This is a genomic window from Streptomyces sp. NPDC058239, assembly GCF_042882185.1.
GTDB lineage: Bacteria > Actinomycetota > Actinomycetes > Streptomycetales > Streptomycetaceae > Streptomyces.
This window is the reverse complement of record NZ_JBHVWS010000091.1, coordinates 1-26227: the sequence shown is the minus strand read 5'-3', so window position 1 is coordinate 26227 and position 26227 is coordinate 1. Positions and strand designations below refer to the sequence as shown.

The window sequence follows — 26227 nt, the reverse complement described above, 5'->3', positions numbered from 1 at the left end:
ACTCCCTTTTTCTCTCCTTCCTAAATGAATCATTGAGTCGGGCCCCGGGGCGGGCACGGCAGGGCTTCCCCTGCCTGCCGTCCCCGCCACCGGGGCCCATTTCCACCGGCCGGTACAGCGTCTCCGCTCGAAACGCCGACCCGCCAGGGGTCTGTGGTTACTCGCCGGGGTGGGCGAGCTCGATGTCATGGCCGTCGACCCCGCGACCGGCCACGGTCAGCGCGCCGGCCACCGGCGGGTAGCCGGTCGCGATGACCGAGTACTCGCCCGCGTCCAGGTCGGCGAAGGCGTACGCCCCGTCGTCCCCGGTCGTCGAGGTGGCGACCACATTGCCCGCCGCGTCGACCAGCGTGACCCGGGCGTCCGGCAGAGGCCGTCGGCCGGAACCGGCCCGCACGACGCCCTGCACCAGCGCACCGGACTGCAGTGCGGCCTCGATCCGGGTGACGCCCTGGCCGCCGATCTCCACCGGCAGGGCCAGCGGACGGAACCCTGCGGCGTTCACCGCGACGGTCACCGAACCGGGGACCAGCTCACCGAAGGTGAACTCGCCCGTCTCACCGGACTTGCCGGTGGCCAGCACATCGCCGCGCACATCGGTCACGATGACCATGGCGCCCTCGACCGGCGCAGCGGTCTCGGCGGTCCGTACGGTTCCGGCCAGGCCGCTCGTACCGGAGAGCAGGATGTCGTACGAGAGCGGCTGGTCACCGACGACCACGGTGGACGCCTGCGGCTGGAAGCCGTCGGCGGACGCGATCAGGACGTAGCTGCCGGAGCCCGGCGCGTCCAGACCGTAGCTGCCGTCGGCCTGGGCGACGGAGCGCCCCAGCTGCCGGCCGGCCAGCGAGATCAGTGTGACGGCGGCCCGTGCGACGGGTGCGCCCTCGGCGCCGCGCACCACACCGTGCACGGCCGTGCCCTGCAGGGTGGCGACCGGGGCTTCCAGGGTGTCGACCGAGGAGACCGGGGCCGTTGCCCGGGAGACCGGTGCGGCAGCGGTGGCCGGAGCCTCGACCGCCTCCGTGGCGGGGGCCTCGGCCGTGGCTGCGGCGTCGTTCGCGGAGTTCGTCTTCAGCGCGACCTCCTTGATGAAGATGGTGATCACGAAGGCGACCAGCGCGGCCGGAGCGGCGTACAGGAAGACATCGCCGACACCGTGCCCGTAGGCGCTCTCCACGACCGTACGGAACGGCGCGGGCAGCTTGTCCAGGTCGGGGATGCCCCCGCCGCCGGTGCCGCCGTGGCCCATGGCCGCGCCCTTGGGACCGAGCTCCGCGAGGCCGTCCTTGACGTAGTGGGTGACGCGGTTCGCCATGACGGCGCCCAGCGCCGAGACGCCGATCGCACCACCGAGGGAACGGAAGAAGGTGACGACGGAGCTGGCCGAGCCGAGGTCGGACGGAGCGACCTGGTTCTGTGTGGCGAGTACCAGGTTCTGCATCATCATGCCGATGCCGAGACCCATCACGAACATGAAGATCGCGATGTGCCAGTACTCGGTGTCGTACCGGATGGTGCCGAGCATTCCGAGCCCGGCGGTGACCAGGAAGCCACCGGTGACCAGCCAGGCCTTCCAGCGGCCCGTCTTGGTGATGATCTGGCCCGAGATCGTCGAGGAGAGGAAGAGGCCGGTGATCATCGGGATCGTCATGACACCCGACATCGTCGGCGACTTGCCGCGCGCCAGCTGGAAGTACTGGCTGAAGAAGACGGTGCCCGCGAACATCGCGATACCGACGAACAGCGAGGCCAGCGAGGCCAGCGTGATGGTGCGGTTACGGAAGAGGCGCAGCGGGATGATCGGCTCGCTGGCCCGGGACTCGGTGAAGACGAAGAGCAGGGCGAGGATCAGGGAACCCGCGAGCATCGCGCCGGTCTGCCACGACATCCAGTCGTACTTGTCGCCCGCGAAGGTGACCCAGAGGAGCAGCAGCGACACAGCGGCGCTGATCAAGAACGCACCGGTCCAGTCGACCTTGACCTCACGCTTGACGACCGGGAGCTTCAGGGTCTTCTGGAGCACGATCAGCGCGATGACGGCGAACGGCACACCGACGTAGAAGCACCAGCGCCAGCCCATCCAGCTGGTGTCGGTGATGACACCGCCGAGCAGCGGACCACCGACGGTGGCGACGGCGAAGACCGCGCCGAGGTAGCCGCTGTAGCGACCGCGCTCGCGCGGGGCGATCATCGCGGCCATCACGATCTGCGCGAGGGCGGAGAGACCACCCACGCCGATGCCCTGGACGACACGGCAGGCGATCAGCATGCCGCTGCTGGTCGACATACCGGCGACGACCGAGCCCGCTACGTAGATGACGAGGGCTATCTGAACCAGCAGCTTCTTGCTGAACAGGTCGGAGAGCTTGCCCCACAGGGGGGTGGTGGCGGTCATGGCCAGCAGCGAGGCCGTGACGACCCAGGTGTAGGCGCTCTGGCCGCCGCCGAGGTCGGAGATGATCTCCGGCAGAGCGTTGGAAACGACGGTGGACGACAGAATCGCGACGAACATGCCGAGCAGCAGCCCGGTGAGCGCTTCCATGATCTGCCGGTGAGTCATCGGCGTGCCGTCGGAGGGATCGGATGATCCCCCGTGCTTGGCGTGGCCGCCCCGCACACCGGTTGGTGTGGTCGTAGCCATTGAGTTCCTTGTCTTTGCTTCTGTTACACGGGTGTACGGGTGTGCGAGTCGTTGTCGCTGTCGGCAGGCCGGGAACGGCAGTCGCCGATGTGCTTCCCGGGGGCGCACCCTCCGGGGCCGCGACAGGCAAAACTTTCGCGCAGCCGGGCCAACAGCGTGTTGAGCTGTCCGACGTCGTCGTCGGACCAGTCGGAGAGGTTGTGGATGAACATTTCGGTGGTCCGGCGGTTCAGATCGTTGAGCACGTCGTGTCCGGCGGGGGTCAGCCGCAGGATGCGGGACCGCTTGTCCGCCGGGTCCGAGGACCGTTCGATCCAGCCGCGCTCTGCCACATGGGCGACATGACGGCTGGTCACCGACATGTCGACGGCCATCAGTTCAGCCAGTCTGCTGATACGCATTTCGCCGTGTTCACGGAGAAGCGCCAGTACGGCCGCCGAGCCGCCAGGGCATTCGGGGGGCAGCATGCGGGCGAGACCCCGCTTGACTGCCCCGATGGCGCTGAGCTGTCGGGCCAGTTCTTCGTACTGACTTCGTACGGCCACGGGCCCCCCAGACATATCACCGGTTCATCTTGTTGCTTAGGGCAACCATAGAAGCTGTTGGTTGCTGCAGGCAAACGAAACGGGGCTTGCAGAAGTAAAGGAAAGCAAAAGGCTGTGTAGGGCCCGGGTCAAAGCCCCAGCGTGCGAGGGGTGGATCGTGACGGGTGTGTCTCGTGCCACAGGTGGGGCGATCGGGTGTCCGTTTTGGGGGTGTGGACCTGGCGATCCAGTCGTATGCGGCCGGGCGACCCCGTCGCGCATACCGGATGACCCCGTCGCATATATACGGGCCGTATGCGGGTGCGCGGTGCCCACCACTTCTTCACCGGCTCCCAGGCTCCGGCCACGGCCCTTCACCGACCCGGGGGTTGGGCCGTAACGCCGAGTTCGCTAGGGTCCTGGCCCATGGCACACAACCCCCACGCCCCGCAGGGCCCCGAGGGCAACAACGACCCGGCCGGCAGCACCCAGATGTTCCGCGCCTTCGTCGACGAGGGCGAGCCGCAGCGTCGGCAGCAGCCGGCCGCTTCGTCCGGACCGAAGACCGGGGTGATCGTCACCGTCGTCGCGGTGATCGTCGTCCTCGCAGCGGTCGCCTGGCTCGCGCTGGGCTGACCGGCGCACCGGTTCCTCCGTACCTCCTGCCTCCACCCGTCACTTCAATACGGCGGTGACGTCCCGGGTCTCGACATGCATACCCAGGGGCACCCGCCAGGCGTCCACGCAGGCGGTGTACGTCTTCGTCCGCGCCGCTCCCGCGTCGATCGGCGCGGGCAGCGGCTCGGTCGACTCGATGGTCGCCCAGTCGATCCCCAGCCCGCCGATGATGTGCGTGGCGAAGGTGACGGTCCCCGAGCGCACCGGTGATCCTCCGGTGTTGCGGAACTCCACGGTCACCTTCTCGCACCAGCGCTCGTCCGCTGCCGCCCGCTCGGGGGCACCCACCACCAGCACGGCGGGCCCCGCGGGCGCTGTGGAGCCGGGCGCCGACGGGGTCGCGGGGCCCGTGGAGCCGCCTGCAGAGCCATTGGAGTCACCGGAGCCGGTCGTACCGCCTGTATCGCCGCCCGCGCTGCCGGTGCCGCTGCCCGCGCCGGGGCCGGTTGTGCCGGGCGGTCGGTCGGCCGCGCCACTCGCAGTGCTCGTACCCCCGGAGCCGTCGCCTGCGGCGGAGGCGGCCGGCGAAGGTCCGCCGCCGTCGGCCCGGTCCCCGGCACTCCCGCCGCCCTTGCCGCCCCTGTCGAGCGGCACCAGCGTCACCTTCCCCGACGGCGCCACCGCTCCCGACGGTGCTCTCTCGGGGCCCGCGCCTGCCGCGCCGACCGCCACGTAGCCGTCGCCCGCCGTCCCGCCGCCACAGGCGGCCAGCGCGCCGCCCAGACACAGCACGGCCGCCGAGGCGGCGATCACGGTGCCCCGGCGGCCGGTCGAGTCGCGTATCTGACGTCGCATCGCGCCAGTGTGGCTGACGGTCCGTCAAATCGGAACCCTCGTGCCACGGTGCGGCGGTTCACGGCGGTCAGTCGGCGATGAGCCCTTCCCTGAGCTGGGCGAGCGTACGGGTCAGCAGGCGTGAGACATGCATCTGTGAGATGCCGACCTCCTCACCGATCTGGGACTGCGTCATGTTGGCGAAGAACCGCAGCATGATGATCTGGCGTTCGCGCGGCGGAAGCTTGGCCAGCAGCGGCTTGAGCGATTCGCGGTACTCGACGCCCTCCAGTGCCGAGTCCTCGTATCCGAGCCGGTCGGCCAGGGAGCCCTCGCCGCCGTCGTCCTCGGGCGAGGGCGAGTCCAGCGAGGAGGCGGTGTACGCGTTGCCGACGGCCAGCCCGTCGACCACGTCCTCCTCGGAGACGCCGAGCGCCTTGGCCAGCTCGGGCACCGTCGGCGAGCGGTCGAGCTTCTGGGCGAGCTCGTCGCTGGTCTTGGTCAGCGCGAGCCGCAGCTCCTGGAGGCGGCGCGGGACGCGCACCGACCACGAGGTGTCGCGGAAGAAGCGCTTGATCTCCCCGACGACGGTCGGCATCGCGAACGTCGGGAATTCCACTCCCCGTTCGCAGTCGAACCGGTCGATCGCCTTGATCAGGCCGATCGTGCCGACCTGGACGATGTCCTCCATCGGCTCGTTGCGGCTCCGGAACCGCGCCGCGGCGTAACGCACCAGCGGGAGGTTGAGCTCGATGAGTGTGTCCCGTACGTAGGCACGCTCCGGGCTGTCCGTTCCATCGGGGCCCGGTGCGGGCCCCAGCGCGGCGAGCCGCAGGAACAGGGAGCGGGACAGAGTGCGGGTGTCGATGGCTTCCGGCGAGCTGGTGAGCACAACGGGTGCGGGTGCGCTCTTCGTGAGCGTGAGCACCTTCGAGCTGCCCTGTTCTGCGGACATGCCACCCCCTTGAGGTCGCGGACGGTCGCGTTGAGCCGCGACCATCGGAGGAACGCAGCCTCCACCTGAATACCGGCGGCGAGGCCACGGCAAACGCGGTTCCCGCAGAATGTCACATGTCGGCAACACGCTGTAGTGACATGTCGACAAGTCTTTGTGGCGTCTGTGCAGTTAACAGGGGGTGTGCGGCATTTCGGCCGCCCGAACCGGACTTCGAGTGCTCTACCCGTTCCGGTTACGCCTCGATCCTGTTTGCGGATCGAAGTCGGGCGAAACTACGGGCCAGCAGCCTTGACACATGCATCTGGGAGACACCCAGTTCGGCGCTGATCTGCGACTGCGTCAGATTGCTGTAGTAGCGCAGCAGCAGGATGCGCTGCTCGCGCTCGGGCAGCTGTACGAGCAGATGCCGGACCAGGTCGCGGTGCTCGACCCCGGCGAGGGCCGGGTCCTCGTAGCCGAGCCGGTCCAGCAGGCCGGGCAGTCCGTCGCCCTCCTGTGCGGCTTCCAGCGAGGTCGCGTGGTAGGAACGGCCGGCCTCGATGCAGGCCAGTACCTCGTCCTCGGAGATCCTCAGCCGCTCGGCGATCTCCGCCGTTGTGGGAGAACGGCCGTGAGCGGTCGTCAGGTCCTCGGTGGCGCCGGTGACCTGGACCCATAGCTCGTGCAGCCGGCGCGGGACGTGGACGGTCCGTACGTTGTCCCGGAAGTACCGCTTGATCTCGCCGACGACGGTCGGCATCGCGAAGGTCGGGAACTGGACACCGCGTTCGGGGTCGAACCGGTCGATGGCGTTGATCAGGCCGATCGTGCCGACCTGGACGACGTCCTCCATCGGCTCGTTACGGCTTCGGAAGCGCGCCGCGGCGTACCGCACCAGGGGGAGGTTCGCCTCGATCAGTGCCGCCCGTACGCGGCCGTGCTCCGGTGTCCCCGGCTCCAGGTTCTTGAGCTGTCCGAAGAGGACCTGAGTGAGCGCCCTGGTGTCGGCGCCCCTGGTCCTGGCGGGCGGTGCCGTGCTGTCGGGCGTCTCGGTCTGGACCGTCTCGACGGTCTCGACGGTCTGGACGGTCTGGACGGTCTGGGGAGGCACTTGAGGCGCTGCACTGGCCGGCACGGTGACGCCACCCCTTTGCGGTCAACTTCGGTCAACTCATCCGTCAAAAGCGGTCATAGCATCACAAGACATGTCCACTGTGTGCAAGCACCGTATAGCGTCGTGTTGGGGTCAACTTGGTTTAAACACTAAGAAAAGCCCCTCACCGTGGTGGCGAGGGGCTCAGGGGACCGGCTGGATCAGGCGGACCGGGCGAATCAGAACGGATAGTCGGCGATCACCCAGGTGGCGAACGCGCGCCACTGCCCGGCGGCGGCCTGATGGGCGGGGTGCTCGATGTAACGCTTCAGGGCGTCCTCGTCGGCGACCGCAGAGTTGATGGCGAAGTCGTACGCGATCGGCCGGTCGGTGATGTTCCAGGCGCACTCCCAGAACTCCAGCTCGGGGACCTGCCCCGCCAGCTCCTGGAAGGCCTTCGCCCCGGCAACGACCCGCGGGTCGTCCCGCTCGACGCCGTCGTTCAGCTTGAACAGGACCAGATGGCGGATCATGGGGTACTCCTACTTCACGAGCTCGGACATGAAGTCGCCGACGCCCTGTGCGGCACTCGAAACGCCCTCGAACCCTACCTGGACAAGATCCGCCGCCCGGGCCGGGGACGTGATGATCGTGTACAGCACGAAGACGACTATCACGTAGAGAGCTATCTTCTTCGCTTGCACCATCAGCCCCTGCCTCGCCTTCGATCCCCTGTGCAGTCGGGCGATTCTATCCGCACGAATGGCCGTATCCCTCTGGTGTTTCCGACCACTCACCGGGCCTTTAAGGACCAAGGGCCCGGCGATCGGGGCCCTTTGCCCGCTCGTAAGGCTTCTGCGAGGCCGCAGGATGGACGGTGGGCCCAGCGGATCCGGCAGGAATCCGCAGGGAGAGGAACGGGACCTCACTGTGGGGTTCTCGCCGCGAGCTTCCCCCTGACTGCGGCGAGGGCTTGAGGGGCCCGTTCTCATCGGGGGGAGCGGCTTGTCCCCCCGATGCCGCTCCCCCCGGCCATCACTTCGCGGGCTGTGGTCCCGGGTGCGACGACCGACGCGCCCGGGACCACAGTCGTGTCCGTATCCGCGAATGCGGAAAACCCGAAGGGCCCGACGCGATGCGCCGGGCCCTTCACAAGAGCGGTAGCGGAGGGATTTGAACCCTCGGTGAGTTTCCCCACACTCGCTTTCGAGGCGAGCTCCTTCGGCCGCTCGGACACGCTACCGAGAGAGATCTTAGACCATCCCGGCCGTCCGTCGAAATCCGATTCGCCGCAGCAGGCCGCGAACGAGTGTTGGCCTGGTCAGAGGCCGCGGAAGAACGCCGTCAGCTGAGCGGCGCAGACGTCCTCCAGCACTCCGTGGATCACCTCGGGGCGGTGGTTGAGCCGGCGGTCGCGTACGACGTCCCAGAGCGAGCCCGCCGCACCTGCCTTCTCGTCCCGCGCCCCGTAGACCACCCGGTCCACGCGGGACTGCACCAGCGCGCCCGCGCACATCGTGCAAGGCTCCAGGGTGACCACCAGGGTGCATCCGGACAGCCGCCATCGACCGAGCGCCGCTGCGGCCCGGCGGACGGCGAGGATCTCGGCGTGCGCGGTCGGGTCGCCGGTCGCCTCGCGTTCGTTGTGTCCCGTGGCGAGCAGGGAACCGTCCGGGCCGAGCACGACGGCGCCGACCGGCACATCGCCGGCCCGCGCCGCCAGGTCGGCCTCGGCCAGGGCGCGGCGCATGTGCGCCCGCCACGGGTCTCTCACGGGATCGTGCGGGTCTCTTACGGGTTCGTGCGGTTCCGGCGGTCCTTGCGGGTGCGGTGGTTCGCTCACCCGCGGACCCTAACGGACGGTCTCCAGGACCTCGGCCGCACCCAGCGCGTCCGCGATCTCCACCAGTGCGTCCGTACGCAGCATCAGCAGCTCCGCCTCGGGGAGCCCGAGGTCGGCCAGGATCCCGGTGTCACCGAGCGGGCCTGCCGGTACTGCGTCGGCATCGATTTCGTCGTCGTCGTTGTCGTCGTCGTTGTCGGGGGTGATGTCCGGCTCGCCGTCCTCCGTACCGTCGAGGCCGACGAGCTCTTCGAGGGCGGCAATCGTGTCCTCGGCCCCGGGTTCGCGGCCGAGCAGTTCATCGGTGAGCAGGATCTCCCCGTACGAGGAGCGGGCGGCGGCGGTGGCGTCCGAGATGAAGATCCGGGGGTCCTCCTCACCGTCCACCCGGACGACGCCGAACCAGGCGTCCTCCTGCTCGATGAAGACGAGCACAGTGTCCTCGTCCACCGAGGCCTCACGGGCCAGATCCGTCAGGTCGGACAGGGTCTCCACATCGTCGAGTTCCGTGTCGCTCGCTTCCCACCCGTCTTCGGTGCGCGCGAGCAGTGCGGCGAAGTACACCGTGACTCTCCCACTGGTCATAGGGGTGTCGGTCCGGCGGGAGGGCAGCCGGTGGCCCGGCTGTCCTGCGTCCCGCCCATCGGAATCGTGGCAGAAACATAGGCCTTGCGAGAGGAGTTCGGCCGTTGCGTCGGCCATCAGTTCTCCTGGACGCCGCCACCAGGGGGACACCGGGCCGCCGTCCGACCTACCAGCGGAAGGTCCGCATCCGCATGGCCTGGCGCATCCGGGCCGCCCTGGCCCGGCGCGGCTGGACCCGGTCGCGGAGTGCCTTCGCCTCATGAAGCTCCCGCAGGAACTGGGCGCGCCGCCTGCGGCGTGCCGCGTCGGCCTCCTGCGGGTCCTGCTGGACCTCTGCGTCCTGCGGGGCCGGCGTGTCCGGCCGGCCCCGCTTCCGCTGTTCCCCGTCCGGCATCGGCTCATCACCCCAAGGCTGGGTCCGTATGCCCCCACCTTCCCTCCGAACATGCGGTTGATGCCAGCGCACGAGTGCGGGAGGCCCGGTTACTGTTGAACCCATGCGGATCCACGTCGTCGACCACCCACTGGTCGCGCACAAACTCACCACCCTGCGCGACAGGCGCACCGACTCCCCGACCTTCCGGCGGCTCGCCGACGAGCTGGTCACCCTGCTCGCCTACGAAGCCACCCGGGATGTGCGCACCGAACAGGTCGACATCGAGACCCCGGTCACACCGACGACCGGTGTGAAGCTGTCGCACCCGCGCCCCCTGGTCGTACCGATCCTGCGGGCCGGTCTCGGCATGCTCGACGGCATGGTGCGGCTGCTGCCGACCGCCGAGGTGGGCTTCCTGGGCATGATCCGCGACGAGGAGACGCTGCAGGCGTCCACGTACGCGACGCGGATGCCGGAGGACCTCTCGGGTCGCCAGGTGTACGTCCTGGACCCGATGCTGGCCACCGGCGGCACGCTGGTCGCGGCCATTCAGGAACTGATCAAGCGCGGTGCGGACGATGTCACCGCGGTCGTGCTGCTCGCGGCGCCCGAGGGCGTCGAGGTGATGGAACGCGAGCTGGCGGGTACGCCGGTGACCGTGGTCACCGCCTCGGTCGACGAGCGGCTCAACGAGAACGGCTACATCGTCCCGGGCCTCGGTGACGCGGGCGACCGGATGTACGGCACGGTCGACTAGGACCCCGAGCGGGATGTGCTGGGCTGCCGGGGTCGACCCGGCAGCCGTCAGCAGGACGGTGCGGCGGCGGGCTTCGCCAGGGCGGCGAGGGCCGCGGCGGCCGACTGGGGCGTACTGAACGCCTTGAACTTCGTACCGAGAATCAGATCGACGTCCGCCGTCTTGCGGGCGTCGGTCTTCGCAACGGCCCCCTGCAGCTGTGTACCGAGGACCGGGAACGAGCCGTTCGAGGCCGACGGGGCGCCCAGCAGCACCCCCGGACCTGCGACCTTCTTGTCGTACGCGGCCGAGGCGTTCCCCACCTTGCCGATGGTGAAGCCGCGCTTCTTCAGCTCGTCGGCGGCCTTCTTGGCGAGCCCGCTGCGCGGTGTCGCGTTGTAGACGTTGACGGTGATCTTCGCGGGCTTCGGCAGCGCCTTGGCGGGCGCGGACGGCTTGGCTGACGCGCAGTCCGCCGACCGACCGGCGGCGCCGGCCTTCCCGTTGCTGCCCGTGAAGACATCGATGAGCTGCAGCGTGCCCCATCCGGCCAGCCCGAGGGCAACCACGGAAGCGGTGGCAGCGAGGATCAGTTTGCCGCGATGCCGGGGGCGGCGCATGCGCGGGTACTTGTCGCCCGTGATGCGGTACTTTCCGCCCATGCCGGGGGGAGTGAGCATGCTCATGGGCGCAGCGTAGTGCGACCCGGTGATGATGCCTACTAAATGATCAATGGATCGCACCCGTCCGGGTGCGAAAGCACCCGAACGAACCCGGAGCGGGCCGCAGGGCTTGCGGGTCCGTGGAGGGAACCCGCCGGGCTCCGTCAGCCGAGTTCGAGTACCCGGGCGTGCAGTACCTGGCGCTGCTGGAGCGCGGCGCGGACCGCGCGGTGCAGTCCGTCCTCCAGGTAGAGATCGCCCTGCCACTTCACGACGTGCGCGAACAGGTCGCCGTAGAACGTCGAGTCCTCGGCGAGGAGGGTCTCCAGGTCCAGATTGCCCTTGGTGGTCACCAGCTGATCGAGGCGGACCGGGCGCGGCGCGACATCCGCCCACTGCCGGGTGCTTTCCCGGCCGTGGTCGGGATAAGGCCGCCCATTTCCGATGCGCTTGAAGATCACACGGAAAGCCTACCGGGCAAGAGCCTCCGGGCGCAGCCATGAGGCGGGACTGCGATGCTGGCAAGAACGCCACAAACTCGGGCATTACGGAATAGGGGCCGTGATGAGTGACAGCGACAGCACGGGCCAAAACGCGGGTTCGGGCACCGACGGAGGTTCGGACACCGACGCGCCGGACACGGGCGTGGCGTCGGGCGGAGGTGCCGGGGTTCTGCCACAGCCGGCGCAGGAGATCGCTGCCGGGTACGCCGTTTCCGGGGCCGCCCTCGATCTGGGCGCGTTGCTCTGGGACGGTGTGTGCCTGCCGAATGTGCAGATCCGGATTCCGCTGGCGATGCTCAACCGGCACGGACTTGTCGCGGGCGCCACCGGCACCGGCAAGACCAAGACACTCCAGCTGATCGCCGAACAGCTCTCGGCCAACGGTGTTCCGGTCTTCCTCGCAGACATCAAGGGCGATGTCTCGGGCATTGCCGCTCCCGGTGTGCCGGGCGACAAGGTCACCGAGCGGGCCGGGCAGGCCGGACAGGAGTGGGAGGCCAGGAACTTCCCGTGCGAGTTCTACGCGCTCGGCGGCATCGGGCCCGGTATTCCGCTGCGGGCGACGGTCACCAGCTTCGGCCCCGTACTCCTGTCCAAGGTGCTGCAACTCAACCGGACACAAGAGCAGTCGCTCGGCCTGATCTTCCACTACGCCGATGCCAAGGGCCTGGAGCTGGTCGATCTCAAGGATCTGCGGGCCGTCGTCGCGTTTCTCGTCTCGGACACGGGCCGGGCCGAACTCAAGGAGATCGGCGGGCTCTCCACGGCGACGGCCGGAGTGATCCTGCGGTCGATCACCGCCTTCGAGCAGCAGGGCGCGAGCGACTTCTTCGGCGAACCGGAGTTCGACACGGCCGAGTTCCTGCGGCAGGCACCGGACGGGCGCGGGCTGGTCTCCGTACTGGAACTGGCGGCCGTGCAGGACAAGCCCCAGCTCTTCTCGACGTTCCTGATGTGGCTGCTCGCCGATCTCTTCCACGGTCTGCCGGAAGTCGGCGACCTCGACCGGCCGAAGCTCGTCTTCTTCTTCGACGAGGCGCATCTGCTCTTCAACGGAGCCTCGAAGGCATTTCTGGAGTCGATCATCCAGACGGTGCGGCTGATCCGTTCGAAAGGCGTGGGCATCTTTTTTGTGACGCAGGCGCCACGCGACGTGCCCGGCGATGTGCTGGCCCAGCTGGGCAACCGGGTGCAGCACGCATTGCGCGCTTTCACTCCCGACGATGCGAAGGCGCTGCGGTCGACGGTGAAGACGTTTCCGAACTCGCCCTACGACCTGGAGGAGTTGCTGACCCGGCTGGGCATCGGCGAGGCCGTGATCACGGTGCTGAGCGAGAAGGGCGCGCCGACTCCGGTCGCCGCGACCCGGCTGCGGGCGCCGCAGTCGCTGATGGGGCCGTATCCCGCCGCCGAGCTGGACGCGGCGGTGAAGGGCTCGTCGCTGTACGGGCGTTACGCGCAGGCAGTGGACCGGGAATCGGCGTACGAGAAGCTGAGCGCCGAACAGGAGGCGAAGCAGCGGGCCGAGGCGGAGGCTGCGGACAGGGCGGCGGTGGAGGAGGCGGTGAGGGGCGGGAAACGGGCCGGGGGCAGGGCTTCCCCGGGCGGGGCCGGGAAGGCGTCCAAGGAGGATGCCTCGCTGGTCGAGCAGGTGGTGGCGAGCGGGATGTTCCGGTCGCTGGCACGGTCCGTCGGGACACAGCTGGGGCGGGAGATCTCGCGTTCGCTCTTCGGTACGGCCCGCCGCAGGCGGTAGTTCCCGGCGGCGGGGCGCTGTTGTTCGTCGGTCACTTGGCGGCTGTGCGTTTGGTCGCCCTGGCAGCCTGTTTGGCCTGCTGCTTGAACGCGCGGACCTCGGCGAGTGATTCCGGGCCGGTGATGTCGGCGACCGACCGGCGTGAACCAGCCTCGCCGTACGGCCCGGCCGCCTCCCGCCAGCCCGCCGGCCGGACCCCGAACTGCTTGCCCAGCAGCGCCAGGAAGATCTGCGCCTTCTGGGTGCCGAACCCCGGCAGGGCGTTCAGTCGTTTCCGCAGCTCGGCCCCGCTGGAGACATCGCTCCACACCGCGCTCGCGTCGCCGTCGTACTCCGCCACCAGGTACTGGCACAACTGCTGTACCCGCTTGGCCATGGAGCCCGGATAGCGGTGCAGGGCCGGTTTGGCGGTGAAGAGTTCGGCGAAGGCCTCCGGGTCGTACGCGGCGATCTCATGGGCGTCCAGGTCGTCTCCGCCCATCCGCCCGGCCAGGGTGTACGGGCCGGAGAAGGCCCATTCCATCGGCACCTGCTGGTCCAGCAGCATGCCGACCAGAGCGGCGAGCGGGCTGCGCGCGAGGAGCTCGTCCGCCTCCGGCTGCTGGGCGATCCGCAGGGTGATGTCCTGGTCCTTGTTGCTCTTGGTCATGCCTTCGATCATCCCGACGGCGGCGCGGCCCGGCCACCCCACTGCCCGCCGATGCAGCCGTTTGCCGCCGGATTCCGTTCGAGGAGGCGACAGGGTGGCGGCTGCCGAGTGCGACTGTCAGTGGCGGCCGGCAGTCCCGGAGATGTGGACATCGACAACTGGAGGTTCTTTCCGGAGCGTTGGAGCAGGTCTGGATCGCCGCCCGGGACCTGCTCGATCCCGAGGAGGCCGATGAGGAGGCCGACGACGAGGCGGTGGTCGCGGGATCGCTGGGTCTGCCGGCCGCCGGTGAGAAGCAGATGGCCGCGCTGGAGCAGCGGGTGGGGCTGGTGCCGCCGCCGGTCCGGATGCCCGAAGGGGCAGCGCCGGCTGCCCCTGGGCGGCGGGGTCCGGGCTGGACGAGGCCGTGACACGTCGTGAAGGTGGAGTGGTGGGGCCATCACGACGCGCCTTCGACCGGGGCGCGGTCAGGGGAGATGACGATGCACGCACAGGAATGGGACCAGGAACACGGCCACGAGCGGGATCACGGGCACGGGCAGGAGCACGACGAGGCCCTGCACGCGTCGAGGGCGACCGGGGGTCGGGAGGCGGCGGACACCCCGCATCTCTACCGTGCGGCGGTCGCCGGGCGGGCCGATGTGGTCGGAGCCGGCGGCATGAGCGCGCTCCAACGGGCGGTCGGAAACAGCGCCGTGGCGTCGATGCTCCAGAGGCGCGAGGAGGAAGAGCGCTCCCCCGTGCACGACGTGGTCTCGTCCGGCGGTGGGCAGCCCCTGGACACCGATACCCGCACCGATCTGGAGGGGCGGATGGGCGCGGACTTCTCCGACGTACGCATCCACACCGGCTCCGCCGCGCACGAGTCGGCGAAGGGCGTGGGCGCCCATGCGTACACGGTCGGCAACAACGTGGTCTTCCAGCGGGACGCGTACGATCCGTCCTCGCCGCAGGGCCGCACCACGCTGGCCCATGAGCTCACCCATGTGATCCAGCAGCGCAACGGCCCGGTGGAGGGCACGGAGGCGCCGGGCGGTATCCGGGTGAGCGATCCGTCCGACCGGTTCGAGCGGGAGGCCGTCGCGAACGCCGACCGGGTGCTGTCGGCCCCGGCCCCGGCTTCGGCGGCTGCGACAGGGGCGGCCGGTCATGACTCGTCCCCCGTCGCGACGCCTGCTGTGCAAAGGGCGGCGACGGAGGACGAGGACGAGCAACCTGCCGATGTGCAGGGCTCCTTCGTCCAACGGGCGGAGGAAGGGGCCGAGGAGGAAGAGGCTCCGCCTGCTTGACGGGCCCGCGGACCGGCCGGCCCGATCCGCACTGTCCGTCCGCACCCTCCGTCCGCGCTGTCAGCCCGCGGTGTCCGTCCGCATCGTGCCGCCGAGGAACAGCGACTCCGCACACCGCGAAGGCGTCGGCGCGTTCACCGGCTTGCCCACCTTCCGGCAGTCGACGGTCATCGTGACCTTGCCGCCCGCGGGCACCAGGATCGGCGTGACGAAGTGGTAGTCGGAGTCCCGGAAGTTCTCCAGTGCCAGTCGGAGCACGGGCGCGTCCCGGCCGGAGGAGACCACGAGCGTTCCCGCGTCGCCCTGCGGGTTCTGGACCACGATGTCCGTCAGCTGGAAAGTATGTCCGCTGGGCACCTGAAGGGCCGTCGAGGTGTTCGACCCGCCGCCCACCGAGTCTCTGACCTGCACCTGCGCACTGGTCGGGGCCGCGGCGGCCGCGCCGTCGGATGCGCCGGGGCTCGGTGAGGGGCTGGGCTTCGGCGAGCCCCCGTTCGCACCGGAGGAATCGCCTCCGCCCGATCCCGTTCCGGCTGTCGAGCCGTTGTCCGGGGCCTTGCTCTTGTCGGCCGCGGCGGCGGACCGGACCGCGTCCGGCGTGATCGCCTCCCGGGCCGCCGACTTCACGGCCGGGCGCAGCAGCGCGTACCAGAGCCCGACCAGCGCGATCAGCAGGACAGCCGCAGTGATGAGCGCCCTGGGAAGCCAGCGCGGCAGGATCGGCTCCTGCTGGTACGAGCCGTCCAGGACCACCGGTGCGACCGGGTCCTGACCCTCCGCCACGACCGGCGTGGCGACCACCTGGAAGGGATGCGTGACCGGCGTACCGCGCCACACGCGCTTGGCCGGCCGGATCCGCAGCTTCCCGAATTCCGCCCGACCGGGTGCGATCTGCAGGGCGTCCGCCGCGAACGTGACCCGGGCCCGCTCCGTACCGGACTGGGCCCCCAGCCGTACGGTCGTCGGGGTGTTTCCCCGGTTGTCGACGGCGAGTTGGTGCCTGCCGCGCCAGGCGCCGTGCGAGCTGCGCGGTACCAGCTCGGCGGTCGTCTCGGTGAAGGGGAGTACGGTCACCCGCCCTTCGGGCACCACCGTGTCGCCCTGCTCGCTGGTGAGCACCACCCGGATCCCGAAGGGCGTCTCCCCTGCGAGTACGGTCGAGTCGCGGGGCGGACGCAGTACGAGGGAGACCGTCTGCGAGTCGCCCGGATACAGGGACAGGGTCGCCGGCTCCACCGTCGACCAGGCGGCACATGCACCGACCACCTCGAAGCGGTATTCCTCGACGGTGCTGCCGGAGTTGAGGATCCGCAGGGGTAGGGCCGTCTCCTCGCCCGGTGCGGCAGTGACGGACGAATCGTCGAGGCTTGCCGTGAGACTCATAGGGCGCACCGTAGGGTCGGCGCCGAACGCCGACATCGGCCGTGAAGGAACACTTCCGGGCAGATTCTGTGCCCGGATCGGCTTTTTTGTTTCCCTGTAGGTATACGCGGGAATCTTTTGACCGCCTCAGGACGAATGAGGCACACGAATGCAGCCGTGATGGTTGTGCCCGCTGTGATGCCACCGGCTGTTGCCCAGGGGGAGCATTGCCATGGAGCGCACCACTGTCGCATTACGGGCCCAGGATCCGATCTCGCAGGCGGGCGTGGCCAGTCAGCTGCGTACCCGTCCCGAGGTCAGCGTGACGGAGTGGGGGGAGGGCGACGCCTCACCTCAGATCGTGGTCGTCGTCGTGGACGCGGTCGACGAGGAGGTGCTGACGATGCTGCGGCACATTCAGCGCACCAGCACTGCACGCACGGTCCTCGTCACAACGGACATAGACGAGCAGAAACTGGTGAGCGCCGCGGAGTGCGGCGTCGCCGGTGTGGTCAGGCGCTCCGAGGCGACCCCGGAGCATCTGGTGCAGGTCATCAGGACGGTGGCGCGGGGCGAGGGCCATCTGCCCTCCGACCTGTTGGGAAGGCTGCTTGAGGAGGTGGGCCGCCTCCAGGGACAGGTGCTCGGTCCGCGCGGCCTGCACTTCACCGGTCTCGCGGCGCGCGAGGTGGATGTGCTGCGTCTGGTCGCGGAGGGGTACGACACCGCGGACATCGCGACGAAGCTGGCCTACTCCGAGCGCACGATCAAGAACGTGCTGCATTCGGTGATGACCAGGCTGCAGCTGCGGAACCGGTCGCACGCGGTGGCGTACGCGATGCGGCAGGGGCTGATCTGAGCCGTCCTGTACGGACGTGAGCCGTCCGGCACGGACGCACACGGCAGCTCTGACAGCTACGGCAGTTCGGCAGAGCCCCCGCTGCCCGAAAGGGCAGCGGGGGCTTCCCGAGGGTGTGACTCCTGTACCGCTGCGGGCCGGCTGCGCTTACGGGACCGTGGCGTCCGGTATGCCGATCGGCCGAGGGTGGGGAGACTTCCGTGCGCTGGTTCCAGCCGCTTCAGCGGGCGCCGCGGTCGCGGACGGGTCAGGTGGCCCGGCCCCGGTCCTCCTCCTCGCGCAGGACCCTCGCCATGCTCCGTGTCCCGGCGCTGGCTCTTCTCCTCGTGGCCACCGGCATCGCCCCCGGCTCGGCCGTCACCTCCGGGGCGCCGGCAGCGGCGGTACCCGAGCCCTGGGTCACCCCTGCCGAGTTCACCGACGCGGTCGACCCCGGCGGCTCCACGGGCGTGGCCAAGCAGGTGCGTACGCCCGCGATTCCGCCGAAGCCGGATGTGATCCTGCTGGTGGACGGCACCGGCAGCATGGCCGACCCGATCAAGAGCGTGCAGGACAACCTGCCCAAGATCACTGGCAAGATCCGCGCCGAGCAGCCCGACTCCCGGTTCGCCGTGGCCACGTTCGGTGACCAGGAGGGAGACGTCAACGCCGGTTTCAGTGTGCTTCAGGGGCTGACGTACGACCTCGAAGCGGTGCAGGCGGGTGTCAACAAACTGGACACCGCGCTGGGCGGCAAGAGCCGCGGCCCCTCCGAGGACTGGATCAACGGGCTGTGGCAGATCGCGAACGGGGCCGGCGGCCAGACCGTCTTCCGCGACGGGGCGAGTCCGGTCGTCGTCCTGGTCGGCGATGCATCCAGCCACGCCCCCAGCAACGGTCACAGCATCGACGACACGATCTTCGATCTCCAGGACCGGAGCGTCCGGGTGATCGGTGTCGATGTGGCGAGCAGAATCGGCGACGGCCTGAACGGCAACGGCGATGCCGGCGACCCCGAATATGTCGAGGACCCGCCCACCACGCCCGGCCAGGCCACCCGCATCATCAACGCCACCAACGGCCGTCTGCTGGAGGGGATCGACGGGGACAAGGTCGCGGAGGCGATCGCCGAAGGCTTCAACAACCTCCCCACCACGGTCGGTTACCGGCTCGACAACTGCGACCCGTCCCTGACCGTCGCCCTCGACCCCCCTACCCGCAACGTGACCAGCGGCGACACCGCATCGTTCGCGGAGAACATCGATGTCGCCGCGGACGCGCCGCAAGGCACCACCCTGACCTGCACCGTCCAGTTCCTGCTGGGCACCCAGGTTCCCGGCACGGACGCCATCGGACCCGCGGCGGCCGCCGACCCGGACTTCCAGGAGCAGATCAGCATCGATGTGAACGACATCGACGCGCCCGTCGTCACCGTGGACGATCTGACCGTTCGGACCAAGGACAAGAACGGCGCGCGCGTGACGTACGACGCGACCGCCCAGGACGCCACCGACGGCACGCTCCCGGTGACCTGCGCCCCGGCCTCCGGCTCGCTCTTCCCGGTCGGCAGCACCACGGTGACCTGCTCGGCCACCGACTCGGCGGGCAACACCGGGACGGACACAGCACAGATCGAGGTCCTTGAGGCCCCCGTGCCGCCCTCGGCGGATGTGGCGATGAAGGTCGACGTCAGCCCGGACCGTACGTACACCGGCCGGCCCGCCCGTGCCCGCTTCACCGTGACCAATGCCGGACCGGACGCGGCGACGGGCGTCGTCATCGGCTCGGCCTGGCCGAAACCGTCCCAGGCGAAGGACCGCAGCCTGCCCGCCCTGACCCGCTGTACCGCGGCCGACCCGTGCACCATCCCTGCCGGTGGCCGCATCGAGGTGACCCAGACGGCGACGTACCGTGCGGCGGTCACCGGTGACGTACGGGGCACCGTGCGCGGCACGTTGCCCGACCGCCGGGCGGCCAACAACCAGGACACCGACCGGCTGCGCGTCCTGAAGCCCTCGCTGACCGTCACGCCACAGGTCGCCAAGCCGGGTCAGCCGGTGCTGGCCCGCGGCAAGGACTACCCGCCGGGCGCGACCGTACGTTTCACGTGGAACACCGGCATCACCCCTGAGGGATCGGTCGCCACGGTGGGCCGCGACGGCACCTTCGAGGTGCAGATCCTGGTCCTGCGCAAGGACAAGCTCGGCCCGCGCCGGCTGCGGGCGGACTCGCGCGACCTCGACCGGCTCCAGAAACCGGTCCTGGTGGTCCAGCGGAATCTTCAGCCACCGGACTTCGCGGGCCGCGCATGAGCTCCGACGACCGTACGGGAGTGATCGGGTGATCCACGAGGTCGACGACGTACTGCGGGCCCTGATCAGGGCGGAGGTGCTCGAAGGCGGCCAGATCGCGGTGGTCTTCGATGCCCCGACCCGTGAGTGGGCGGCGAAGGTCAACGCACCCATGGTCAACCTCTACCTCTACGACATCCGCGAGGACATGCGGAGGCGTGAGCGAGGTCTGCACAACGAGTACGACGAGCGCGGCGCGATCATCGCGCGCCGCCGCCCGCCCCGCTTCTTCAAGCTCTCGTACCTGATCACGGCTTGGACGAAGCGCCCGGAGGACGAGCACCGGCTGCTCTCGTCGCTGCTCGGCTGCCTGCTGCGTTACGAGGCGCTGCCTCCGGAGCGGCTGACGGGCACCTTGGCGGAGATCGGGGCAGCCGTACCGATGTCGATCGCACTGCCGCCGCCGGAGGACCGCTCGTTCGCCGACGTGTGGAGCGCACTGGGCGGCGAGTTGAAACCCTCGCTGGACCTGGTGATCAGCGTGCCGGTGACGGCGTCGCCGAGCTATGTGGTCGGCCCGCCGGTGGGGGACGAGGGGTTGCAGGCCCACTTCGGGGACGTACCCGAGGGGGCCGAGCCGTTGTCGGAACCGATGCCGGGCCGAGGAGGGCTTCCGGTGTACGGAGGCCGACCGGGCCGCCCGGACCGACCGGACAGGGACGTTCCCCGTACCCCCGACGCGGAACGGCGGCGCGGTCTGTCCCTCCGTATCACCGAGAACCGGAAGGCCGCTGCGGCGGACGGCATACGGGGCGGCGCGGCGGACCATGCCGAGGACACCATGGAGGACGGCGCCGAATGACAACCGCGGGCGACCCGAACCTGCACCATCTCCTCGCCCGTGCGGTAGCGGTGGAGCAGCGCATCCGACGAGCGGTCGAGGCCCGGCAGCTCACCGACCCGGACCCGGACGACGCCTTCCGCGGCCTCTACCTCACGGACGAGAACATCGCCCGTCTGCTGGACGAGGAGGAGGCCCGCGCCTTCCCGTCCCCCGTTCCGGACCACGACGAGACGCCGACGGAGACGCCGACGGAGACGCCGCCCGGGGCGCCGGCCGAAGCATCCCGGCTCACCGCCTTGCCCGAAGCGTCCCGACTCATGTCCCTGGCCGGTGAGTTCGGCCTCACCGCCCTCGACATCGAGATCCTCCTCATCACGCTCGTACCGGATCTCGACGACCGCTTCGAGGCGTTCTACGGCTACCTGAACGACGACGTCACCCGCCGCCGCCCGTCCATCGGTCTGGCCCTGGGTCTCTGCGGTCTGTCCCCCGCCGACCAGGTGGCGCGCGGTCGGCTGTCGGCCCTTGCCCCACTGCGTGAGGGTCGCCTCCTCCTGGTCGAGGACCTGGACCGCCCGTTCCTGAGCCGTGCGCTCCGTGTCCCCGACCGGGTCACCGCGCACCTCCTGGGCGACGACACCCCCGACCCGCGTCTGGCCGATCTCCTCGCCCCCTGGCATGCCGTACCGGGCGTCGGCGACCCGGCCCCGCTGGCTGCGGCCCTCGCCCGAGGCGCCTCGCTCGGCTACCTCCGCGAGGATCAGGGCGGCGCGGGCACGGCCCTCGCGGCCTCCGCGCTGACGCTCGCGGGCCACCGGGTCCTGGGCCTGGATCTGACGCGACTGGCCGAGGACCCGTCCCCCGCCGAGGCGGTCCGCTCCCTGGTCCGCGAGGCCCGGCTGACGGGCGCCGGCCTGGTCTGCGCCCCTCTCGACGCGGTCTCCCGCGAACACCCGGAACTCCTTCGACTGCTCACCGGTACCCCGGTCCCCACGATCCTGGTGGGCCGGGCCCCCTGGGACGCGGCCTGGTCCGCCGCCCCGCCCCTCCTCCTGCACGCCCCACGCGTGGAACCCTCGACCAGGGCCGCCCTCTGGACCGACGCGTACGAGGCCCCCGTCCCCGAAACCATCGATGTGGACCGCCTGCTCTCGCCGTTCCTGCTCACCCCGGAACAGATCACCCGCGCCGCCCGGGGCGCCGCCCAGACCACCCACCTGGACGGCGGCACCCTCACCCCCGACCACGTACGCCAAGGCGCCCGCGCCCAGAACGCGGCAGGCCTCGACCGCCTGGCCCGCCGCATCGAACCCACCGTCACCTGGAACGACCTGGTCCTCCCCCCGGACACCCATGCTCAACTCCGCGAACTGACGGCCCGCGCGCGCCATCGCGACCGGGTCCTGGGGGAGTGGGGCATGCGCCCCGGCGGCGGCAGGGGCCGTGGCGTATCGGCACTCTTCGCAGGCGACTCCGGCACCGGAAAGACGATGTCCGCGGAGGTCATAGCCGCAGACCTGGGCCTGGACCTCTACACGGTCGATCTGGCGACGGTGATCGACAAATACGTGGGCGAGACGGAGAAGAACCTGGAACGGATCTTCTCCGAAGCCGCAGGAGTGAACGGAGTCCTCCTCTTCGACGAGGCGGACGCGATCTTCGGCAAACGCTCGGACGTGAAGGACGCGCACGACCGCTACGCGAACGTCGAGAGCGCGTACCTGCTCCAGCGCATGGAGTCCTTCGACGGCCTGGCCATCCTCGCCACCAACCTCCGGGCCAACCTGGACGACGCCTTCACCCGCCGTCTGGACCTGGTCATCGACTTCCCGGTCCCGGACCCCGAACAGCGTCTCCTGCTGTGGGAACGCTGCCTGGGCCCCGTACTCCCCCGGGGCAAAGACCTGGACCTCGCCTTCTGCGCGGAGAACTTCGAGCTGGCGGGCGGCAACATCCGCTCGATCGCGGTGACAGCCGCATACCTGGCGGCGGACACGGGCGAGCCGGTGACGATGCCGACGCTGATCCACGCGATCCAGCGCGAGTACCAGAAGCTAGGCCGCCTGACGCTGGCGTCGGAGTTCGGGCCGTATCTGGGACTGCTGGCGTGAGGTGCGGGCGCCTCAGACCTTGATGATCCGTACCCGGTCACCGCACAGCAGCCCCAGATCCTCGGGGTCCGAGGTGAGGATGACCGTAGGCTTGGGCATCAGCAAGGCAGTGGCCCCCACGACGGCGTCGATGGCGTACTTGTGACCGTGCAGTGCGGCGTCGGCCAGCAGTTTCATGGCCGAGCGCCCGATCTCCTCGCTCACGGGCTCAACCGTCAGCCTGGACACCACCCAGTTGAACCGAGCGGCGTTCACCTTCCGGTGGTGGGCCTCGATGAGGGTGAGGACGCTGACGATCACCCTCATGTCCTCCTGCTCCGCTCCACGGAGCAGCGCCATGACCTGCCGGTCATCCGCTACGACCTTGGACAGCCCCTCACTGTCCAGGACCAGCGTTCCGGCCCGGGCCGTCATGCGGCGTTCTGCGCATCATCGGCGTCGCCCCGCAGAAGTGCTCGGGCGGCATTGACCTCCACGTCGCTCAACGCACCGTGTTCGGCTTCGTGCCCTTCGGTCAGCTCGGCAAGGTTGTCCCGCTCGATCTGCCGCTGAACGGCGGCGTCCACGTAGGCGGAGAAACCCCGCTTTCCCACGCGCGCACGGACGGCCGCGATATTGCCCGAGTGCAGGCTGACGGAGACGTTGGCCGTGGGGCCCTCGCCCACCCCGTAAGCAGTGTCGTCGCTCATGGCATCAATCTAATACATGAACTAGGAGAAGACTTCGCTTCGTGACAATGGGTTCGTGGCAACAGGGCTTTGGCAACAGCGCTGTGGGCCCTTTGCCCGGCCCCTCGCGTGGGCCCTTGCGCGGACCCGGAGTTGCCGCCACCGTGGGCGGGGTCGGGCCGGTGACCGACCGGTCCGCTCCGTACGGTGACGGGAGTCAGCGTGACCTCATTGCCCCTGCCCCACGGACTGCACGGCGACGGCTCGCACAAAGTGATCGCGGTACACGGCTGGTTCGCCGACCGCTCGGCGTACGACCCGGTGCTGCCGGATCTCGACCTCGGTTCGTTCCAGTACGCCGTGGTGGATCTACGGGGATACGGCGAGGCCAGGGACGCGAGCGGTACGTACACGACGGCCGAGGGCGCCGCGGACGTGCTCGCACTGGCCGACCGGCTCGGCTGGGAAAGGTTCTCGCTGATCGGCCACTCGATGGGCGGCTCCGTCGCTCAGCGGACGCTGGCCATCGCACCGCAACGGGTGCGCAGAATCGTCGGGGTGTCCCCAGTCCCCGCGTCCGGCCTGCCCCTCCCGCCCGACCAGTGGGAACTCTTCTCCGCCGCGGCGCACACCCCTCAGAACCGGCGGACCATCCTCGACATCACCACCGGAAGCCGACGCCCCGCAGGCTGGCTGGACCGAATGGTGCGTCGCTCGCTCGAATGCAGCGATGCCAAGGCGTTCCGTGCCTGGCTGGATTCCTGGGCGGGCGAGGACTTCCACGACCGGATCGAAGGTTCGCCCGTGCCGGCCCTGGCCGTGGTGGGCGCGCTGGACCCGGCGCTGTCGGCCGAGTTGCAGCGGGCCACCTGGATGCGGTGGTTCCCGCGGGCCGAACTGGTGGAGCTGCCCTCGTGCGGCCACTACGCGATGGACGAAGCCCCGCTCGACCTGATCCGCGTGGTGGAGGACTTCCTGCGAGCCGATGCGGGGGACGGCGGGGCGAGGGCATGAGCGGGCCCGCCCCCGAAACGCCCGTACCGGATGTCTTCGACCCCAGGCAGTACGGGCGGGGCATCCCGCACGACCGCTACCGCCACCTGCGCGACCACCATCCCGTGGCGTGGCAGGAGGAGCCGGAGGTGCTCGGCTGGCCGGCGGGCCCCGGCTTCTGGGCGGTCACCCGGTACGTGGTCCGGGACGCTCGAACCTCGTCATCGACTCCCGGTCCCGGCCCCAGGGCGGCGCCTCGTCTCGCTTCGCCTGCTCACACGGTCGAATCCCGGTCGGGATCCGTCGGGACCATTCCTTGATTGATGAGGGCGCGGTAGCCCCTGCGCCGGTCGGCGAAGGACTCCACATACTCCGCCTCCGTTGCGAACAACGGCACCACGCGCAGCAAACCGACCTCGATGACTGGCTCGGGGAAACGAAATCCATAGACCGAATCCCAGTCGATGAGCATGGCCATGGTGAATCGAGGAAAAACGGGGAGTGATACGTTAGTCAAGATCTGCCCGTCATTGAAAAGACGGCCACTCTCCGATGGTGCGGACGCCAAGTCGGCCAGCGCCTCGGCCAGGGCGCTGACGCTTGCCTCATCGAGTGATCCCTTGACCTCCATGCCCAGTTCGCAGGAGAAATCTGCGCAGAGTTGCACTGAGCCGAATCCAGCGGTCCCCAATAAAGTCAGATTGTCTGCTGGATCCAGCTGTTCGATCTCGTCCGGCAGGTAGACCACCACGGCAGATTCGTAGGGGGGTGGTCCCGTGCGAGAGAAGCAAATCGTGCGAGTCGGTGGATCGTACAGTTCGGTGTATGCAGCGACGACCGAAGCGATGAATTTATCGTCCATGGTTAACTGTGCTCCCACCATGACTCGTGACTTCCGCGTTCCTTGGTCGGCAGTTTGTATCGCTCTGCCTCAGATCCGCTTGCCGCTGACTCGTCCTCGTGTTCGGGTCCGTGGTAGTTCGACGGCTGTTTGTTCCAGGCAAGGTTTTCCTCCCGGGTCTGTTTGTGTCCTTCCGCGTTCCAGTGGCCCGATGCGCCGGGTGGGCGGTGCCCGAGTATGGCCTTCGGGAACTGGAATTTGGGATACGTTGCGGGATTTACGACACTCTTGTAGTAGGCGTGTTGTTGATGATATGCGGCGTTCGCCTTCTCGCTCGTAGTGGCGGTTTTCCACTCTCCGTTCGGTCCGATACTTCCGAGCAACCCCTTGCTCAGAATTTCCAGACCCGCGGCAGAGGTCTTGCTCGGGTTGGCATACCCATACTTGTGCCGGTTGTTCGGACTGGTCTCGCGCCACTCGGCAACCGCTGGATCGAACGTGTTCTTTCCCAGCGGGTCAGTTTCGTTGGACTGCACGCGGAAAACGGCCCCTTTGTCAACCCAGCCCTGGACCGTTCTCTCCGCCGTGCGCTTTGACACGCCCAGCATTTCGCCTAGGGCGCGAGTGGTGAACGGGCTCGATTTAAAGTGAGCCTTGGCTGTTTTGAGTCGCGCGTCCGAGTCGTGCCCGAGGCTCTTCTGTACCACGGAAACCGAATTTTGCAAGCTTATTTGGGCCGTTGCAATGTCGTTCCGTGCGGCGTCGAGTGCTGAGCTGGTGGCCCCGGCCTTCGACTTGTTTTCGTATTCAATGAGAGCACTTTTAAGGGAATTTAGGTCATCCGCTGCCCTGTCGATCTCGCTGGTAATATTTGCATTGTTCGAGGCGAGTCCCTTCGCTTGCTCCCGGTAACTTGAAATGGCCTCATCGACCGGGTGCGGCCTGCTGGCTATCATCGGCACGTACCGTCGACCAGCCTGATCGATCCATAGGCGATGGGATTCGGTTTCCACGGTCCAGGTGAGGTTTTTTCCGACCGGACCGGATTCCCTCCTACCGTCGTTCTTGCCCTTGTCCTTCCCGTCTCCCCCGCCCTTGCCTTTGAGTTTGTTCCAGAGGGCTTTTCCTTTTTTGACGATGAAGTCGACGATTTTGTCGATGGCGCGGTTGACGGGTTTGGCGACGGTGTGGAAGACGGATTTGACTTTGTTGGCGAGGTTGCCGATGCCG

Annotated in this window: 27 protein-coding genes, 1 tRNA gene and 2 pseudogenes; 11 read left to right on the top strand and 19 right to left on the bottom strand. The window is 69.0% G+C overall.

What is annotated here, in order from left to right:
* Nucleotides 1–157: 157 nt before the first annotated feature.
* Both ACFVYE_RS45050 and ACFVYE_RS45045 read right to left on the bottom strand, forming a co-directional pair.
* On the bottom strand, nt 158–2644 hold the full coding sequence (locus tag ACFVYE_RS45050; RefSeq protein ID WP_383978026.1) for a DHA2 family efflux MFS transporter permease subunit: 2487 nt from the start codon (nt 2642–2644) through the stop codon (nt 158–160).
* A gap of 23 nt (nt 2645–2667) precedes the next feature.
* Nucleotides 2668–3189, bottom strand: coding sequence for a MarR family winged helix-turn-helix transcriptional regulator (locus tag ACFVYE_RS45045; protein ID WP_383978023.1), 522 nt, complete (start codon nt 3187–3189; stop codon nt 2668–2670).
* Between the two features lie 405 nt (nt 3190–3594).
* On the opposite strand from ACFVYE_RS45045, the gene ACFVYE_RS45040 reads away from it, so the two are divergent.
* On the top strand, nt 3595–3804 hold the full coding sequence (locus ACFVYE_RS45040; RefSeq protein ID WP_383978020.1) for a hypothetical protein: 210 nt from the start codon (nt 3595–3597) through the stop codon (nt 3802–3804).
* A gap of 39 nt (nt 3805–3843) precedes the next feature.
* Here the strand turns inward: ACFVYE_RS45040 and ACFVYE_RS45035 are convergent, their stop codons facing one another.
* The 9 genes from ACFVYE_RS45035 to ACFVYE_RS44995 form a co-directional block, all read right to left on the bottom strand.
* Entirely contained in the window at nt 3844–4641 is a 798-nt protein-coding gene (locus tag ACFVYE_RS45035; protein ID WP_389609300.1) for a hypothetical protein, read from the bottom strand.
* 67 nt (nt 4642–4708) lie between these two features.
* Nucleotides 4709–5575: an RNA polymerase sigma factor SigF gene (locus ACFVYE_RS45030; protein ID WP_266747420.1), complete on the bottom strand. Its 867-nt coding sequence runs from the start codon at nt 5573–5575 to the stop codon at nt 4709–4711.
* A 235-nt stretch (nt 5576–5810) separates the two neighbouring features.
* On the bottom strand, nt 5811–6692 hold the full coding sequence (locus ACFVYE_RS45025; RefSeq protein WP_383978016.1) for an RNA polymerase sigma factor SigF: 882 nt from the start codon (nt 6690–6692) through the stop codon (nt 5811–5813).
* Nucleotides 6693–6889: 197 nt separating this feature from the next.
* Nucleotides 6890–7183, bottom strand: coding sequence for a Dabb family protein (locus ACFVYE_RS45020; protein WP_114245624.1), 294 nt, complete (start codon nt 7181–7183; stop codon nt 6890–6892).
* 9 nt (nt 7184–7192) lie between these two features.
* Complete coding sequence (locus tag ACFVYE_RS45015; RefSeq protein ID WP_176729265.1) at nt 7193–7357, bottom strand: hypothetical protein; 165 nt, start codon at nt 7355–7357, stop codon at nt 7193–7195.
* A gap of 451 nt (nt 7358–7808) precedes the next feature.
* Nucleotides 7809–7893, bottom strand: a tRNA-Ser gene (locus tag ACFVYE_RS45010).
* Between the two features lie 78 nt (nt 7894–7971).
* Nucleotides 7972–8400: a tRNA adenosine(34) deaminase TadA gene (gene tadA, locus ACFVYE_RS45005; RefSeq protein WP_383976998.1), complete on the bottom strand. Its 429-nt coding sequence runs from the start codon at nt 8398–8400 to the stop codon at nt 7972–7974.
* A gap of 102 nt (nt 8401–8502) precedes the next feature.
* Nucleotides 8503–9057, bottom strand: coding sequence for a hypothetical protein (locus tag ACFVYE_RS45000; RefSeq protein ID WP_389609303.1), 555 nt, complete (start codon nt 9055–9057; stop codon nt 8503–8505).
* Between the two features lie 187 nt (nt 9058–9244).
* Complete coding sequence (locus ACFVYE_RS44995; RefSeq protein WP_383976996.1) at nt 9245–9472, bottom strand: hypothetical protein; 228 nt, start codon at nt 9470–9472, stop codon at nt 9245–9247.
* 103 nt (nt 9473–9575) lie between these two features.
* On the opposite strand from ACFVYE_RS44995, the gene upp reads away from it, so the two are divergent.
* Nucleotides 9576–10211, top strand: coding sequence for a uracil phosphoribosyltransferase (gene upp / locus ACFVYE_RS44990; RefSeq protein WP_093900065.1), 636 nt, complete (start codon nt 9576–9578; stop codon nt 10209–10211).
* Between the two features lie 47 nt (nt 10212–10258).
* Here the strand turns inward: upp and ACFVYE_RS44985 are convergent, their stop codons facing one another.
* Both ACFVYE_RS44985 and ACFVYE_RS44980 read right to left on the bottom strand, forming a co-directional pair.
* Nucleotides 10259–10852 carry a LytR C-terminal domain-containing protein gene (locus ACFVYE_RS44985; RefSeq protein ID WP_383977001.1) on the bottom strand — a complete coding sequence of 198 codons (594 nt, stop codon included), beginning with the start codon at nt 10850–10852 and terminating at the stop codon, nt 10259–10261.
* A gap of 164 nt (nt 10853–11016) precedes the next feature.
* On the bottom strand, nt 11017–11313 hold the full coding sequence (locus ACFVYE_RS44980) for a type II toxin-antitoxin system VapB family antitoxin (RefSeq protein WP_072488263.1): 297 nt from the start codon (nt 11311–11313) through the stop codon (nt 11017–11019).
* 103 nt (nt 11314–11416) lie between these two features.
* On the opposite strand from ACFVYE_RS44980, the gene ACFVYE_RS44975 reads away from it, so the two are divergent.
* Complete coding sequence (locus ACFVYE_RS44975; RefSeq protein ID WP_389609296.1) at nt 11417–13111, top strand: helicase HerA-like domain-containing protein; 1695 nt, start codon at nt 11417–11419, stop codon at nt 13109–13111.
* 31 nt (nt 13112–13142) lie between these two features.
* Here the strand turns inward: ACFVYE_RS44975 and ACFVYE_RS44970 are convergent, their stop codons facing one another.
* Entirely contained in the window at nt 13143–13760 is a 618-nt protein-coding gene (locus ACFVYE_RS44970; RefSeq protein WP_389609294.1) for an HhH-GPD-type base excision DNA repair protein, read from the bottom strand.
* 179 nt (nt 13761–13939) lie between these two features.
* On the opposite strand from ACFVYE_RS44970, the gene ACFVYE_RS44965 reads away from it, so the two are divergent.
* Nucleotides 13940–14170, top strand: a complete 231-nt coding sequence (locus ACFVYE_RS44965; protein ID WP_383976986.1) for a hypothetical protein — start codon at nt 13940–13942, stop codon at nt 14168–14170.
* A 72-nt stretch (nt 14171–14242) separates the two neighbouring features.
* A complete protein-coding gene (locus ACFVYE_RS44960; RefSeq protein WP_389609292.1) occupies nt 14243–15049 on the top strand; it encodes a DUF4157 domain-containing protein in 807 nt (268 codons plus the stop codon).
* A 60-nt stretch (nt 15050–15109) separates the two neighbouring features.
* On the opposite strand, the gene ACFVYE_RS44955 is transcribed toward ACFVYE_RS44960, so the two are convergent.
* Nucleotides 15110–16432, bottom strand: a complete 1323-nt coding sequence (locus ACFVYE_RS44955) for a hypothetical protein (RefSeq protein WP_389609290.1) — start codon at nt 16430–16432, stop codon at nt 15110–15112.
* 211 nt (nt 16433–16643) lie between these two features.
* On the opposite strand from ACFVYE_RS44955, the gene ACFVYE_RS44950 reads away from it, so the two are divergent.
* The 4 genes from ACFVYE_RS44950 (at nt 16644) to ACFVYE_RS44935 (ending at nt 22495) form a co-directional block, all read left to right on the top strand.
* Complete coding sequence (locus ACFVYE_RS44950) at nt 16644–17270, top strand: response regulator transcription factor (RefSeq protein ID WP_383976978.1); 627 nt, start codon at nt 16644–16646, stop codon at nt 17268–17270.
* A 293-nt stretch (nt 17271–17563) separates the two neighbouring features.
* Entirely contained in the window at nt 17564–19561 is a 1998-nt protein-coding gene (locus ACFVYE_RS44945; RefSeq protein ID WP_389609288.1) for an HYR domain-containing protein, read from the top strand.
* 28 nt (nt 19562–19589) lie between these two features.
* Complete coding sequence (locus tag ACFVYE_RS44940) at nt 19590–20402, top strand: DUF4255 domain-containing protein (protein ID WP_389609286.1); 813 nt, start codon at nt 19590–19592, stop codon at nt 20400–20402.
* Nucleotides 20399–22495, top strand: coding sequence for an AAA family ATPase (locus ACFVYE_RS44935; RefSeq protein ID WP_389609284.1), 2097 nt, complete (start codon nt 20399–20401; stop codon nt 22493–22495). The genes ACFVYE_RS44940 and ACFVYE_RS44935 overlap by 4 nt, the downstream gene beginning before the upstream one ends.
* Before the next feature lie 12 nt (nt 22496–22507).
* Here ACFVYE_RS44935 and ACFVYE_RS44930 read toward each other — a convergent pair whose 3' ends face one another.
* Nucleotides 22508–22909, bottom strand: a complete 402-nt coding sequence (locus tag ACFVYE_RS44930) for a DNA-binding protein (RefSeq protein ID WP_383977499.1) — start codon at nt 22907–22909, stop codon at nt 22508–22510.
* A complete protein-coding gene (locus tag ACFVYE_RS44925) occupies nt 22906–23184 on the bottom strand; it encodes a hypothetical protein (protein WP_383977501.1) in 279 nt (92 codons plus the stop codon). Before ACFVYE_RS44925 ends, ACFVYE_RS44930 begins: the two co-directional genes overlap by 4 nt.
* A gap of 201 nt (nt 23185–23385) precedes the next feature.
* On the opposite strand from ACFVYE_RS44925, the gene ACFVYE_RS44920 reads away from it, so the two are divergent.
* The gene (locus tag ACFVYE_RS44920; protein ID WP_383977504.1) at nt 23386–24177 is read left to right on the top strand and encodes an alpha/beta fold hydrolase; all 792 of its coding nucleotides are present in this window, start codon (nt 23386–23388) and stop codon (nt 24175–24177) included.
* Nucleotides 24174–24392, top strand: a pseudogene (locus ACFVYE_RS44915) (cytochrome P450); the annotation flags it as partial. The gene ACFVYE_RS44920 and the pseudogene ACFVYE_RS44915, both read left to right, overlap by 4 nt.
* Before the next feature lie 38 nt (nt 24393–24430).
* Here ACFVYE_RS44915 and ACFVYE_RS44910 read toward each other — a convergent pair.
* Both ACFVYE_RS44910 and ACFVYE_RS44905 read right to left on the bottom strand, forming a co-directional pair.
* Nucleotides 24431–25018: a hypothetical protein gene (locus tag ACFVYE_RS44910; RefSeq protein ID WP_383977507.1), complete on the bottom strand. Its 588-nt coding sequence runs from the start codon at nt 25016–25018 to the stop codon at nt 24431–24433.
* A gap of 2 nt (nt 25019–25020) precedes the next feature.
* A pseudogene (locus ACFVYE_RS44905) lies at nt 25021–26227 on the bottom strand (hypothetical protein); the annotation flags it as partial.